The sequence below is a fragment of the Paracoccus sp. PARArs4 genome, from assembly GCF_947311865.1.
In the GTDB taxonomy this organism is placed as follows: domain Bacteria; phylum Pseudomonadota; class Alphaproteobacteria; order Rhodobacterales; family Rhodobacteraceae; genus Paracoccus; species Paracoccus zeaxanthinifaciens.
This window is the reverse complement of sequence record NZ_CAMZMW010000040.1, coordinates 1-1966: the sequence shown is the minus strand read 5'-3', so window position 1 is coordinate 1966 and position 1966 is coordinate 1. Positions and strand designations below refer to the sequence as shown.

The window sequence follows — 1966 nt, the reverse complement described above, 5'->3', positions numbered from 1 at the left end:
GAGGGTCTTTCTGTCCGCCGTCGCTCTCGCCGCAACTGTCATCTTCTGGCTTTGAAAATTAACGAGTCTGGAGCCTAAGGAATGTGATAAAAAATCCTTGTCGACAGGGCTTCGGCCAAGGCATGATTCGTTTTACAAGACGGCTTATGCATATCAGACCTTCCATAAAGGCATAGCTAAAAGGGGCGAATTACGCCCTTGGGAAAGTCGCGGAATCCTATCTATATTTGGATAGTCCTTCGGATTGTTTCAGTTGTGGTTCGTCGCGGGAAGTTGGAAGTCATGAGCCGACTTCCCAAGACCTAAAAAGACCACTTCGCACAGCAAGGATGACCACACCCACAAAACTGAAAAAATTAGAATAAGGACATAAACGATGGCAAGCGCTTCTCCAACTCTATCAATCGAACAGAATTCAGCCGTTCAAGGCATCATCACCAAAGAAATCAAAATCCTTGTTGGCGGGGCCGGAACTGGCAAGTCTACCGCCATCAAAGCTGTCTATGATGAACTTGGTGATAATCTTTGTGTTGTCGCGCCAACCCACATCGCCGCCGCCAATCTTGAGAACGCCGGTATCCCGCGCGTCTACCAAGTGGTAGCCCTTATCCAAACCACGAAGAACAGCTTGAGCAATCAGCTTATCGAACGTGGCGTTACCCATGTGATCGTTGACGAAGCTTCGATGCTTACCCGCCGCCAGAAGATGATTATCGATGACACATGCGCCCTCGCAGGCATCCATGTAACCTATGTTGGTGATTCCAGACAGCTTCCCCCGATCACCGGCTTGAAGGAAGACTACAAGCAGAATTGGTTCCTGAACGAAGTTCCTGACTTCGTGTTGACTGAAAACTTCCGGCAAGAGTCGGGCGTAGATCCTCGCTTGGTTCGCGACTGCGCCATTGAAGCGGATGCAACTCATATCTGCATGACCAACGAAATGCGGAACCAACTAAATGTGGCATGTCATGAGGTCAGATACGGCAACGCCGCTTATGCCGATAAGAACAAGACCATTCTGAACCTTCATGAGGGTCAATTCCTCTTGGCAAACTTCACTTCCAATCCTTACCGCGACAGCAAAACGGGACAAACCAAAATCACCTATCGCAACAATGCCCTTTATGAAATCGAGTCCGTTTCGCGAACGAGATTTCACTTTTATATTAAGTTCAAGGGTATCAAGAAATCTGTCCAAGTGGCGAAGAAAGAGTTTTCACTTCAAGCTTTGGAAAGCAATGCCAAGCGACAATTTGATTTCTCTTATGCGATTACATGTCATTCGGCGCAGGGCATGGGCTTCGATAACGTCTATGTTCATCTTGAGTGCGTTGCGATTGATAAGGGCAAATTCAATCAATGGGATTACGCCCTTCCTCAAATCGCCATCGAAAACTGGCTGTATACCGCCATGACGCGCGGCAAGAAATCGATCACTGTTGTTGACAAGACCGGAGCAGTTGAGCGTGACGGCCTTTCATTGAGCATCAACGCCGACGACTTCGGTAAGCAGGCGGTCACGGTTGTCCAAGAGCCGAGCAAGACCGTTCCTGCCTTTGCTGTTGTTGAAGTTGTTCCAGCCCATGCCGAGGAGTCGCCCGCTGCGGAAGCTGCGCCAGCGCCCAAACCTGTGGCGGTCGAACAGGATGATGAAGCCTTTATGAAATGGTTCTTTGCGTCAGGAACGGCCAAAGCTATAGAACCATCGGCTGATGAACTTCGGGCCAAGCGTGAACAGCAAGAACGGGATGAAGCTGAATACTATCAATTCTTCAAAGTATATTTCTTAGCCCAACGAAGGGCAATGCTTGCTGCGAAGGAACTACAAGCAGCCTGACCCCACGAACATCACAAAATTACATCGAGACACGCGACGGCGATGGTTCTAGGGTCAGGACCCATTAATCGGGTTGCGACCACCTTGCCGGCGTGATTCACGCTCCCGAACTGATGGGGGCATGAT

Annotated in this window: 1 protein-coding gene; it reads left to right on the top strand. The window is 49.5% G+C overall.

What is annotated here, in order from left to right:
• The first annotated feature begins 376 nt into the window (after positions 1-376).
• Positions 377-1840, top strand: a complete 1464-nt coding sequence (locus tag QMZ16_RS16250; RefSeq protein WP_282604027.1) for an AAA family ATPase — start codon at positions 377-379, stop codon at positions 1838-1840.
• Positions 1841-1966 lie beyond the last annotated feature (126 nt).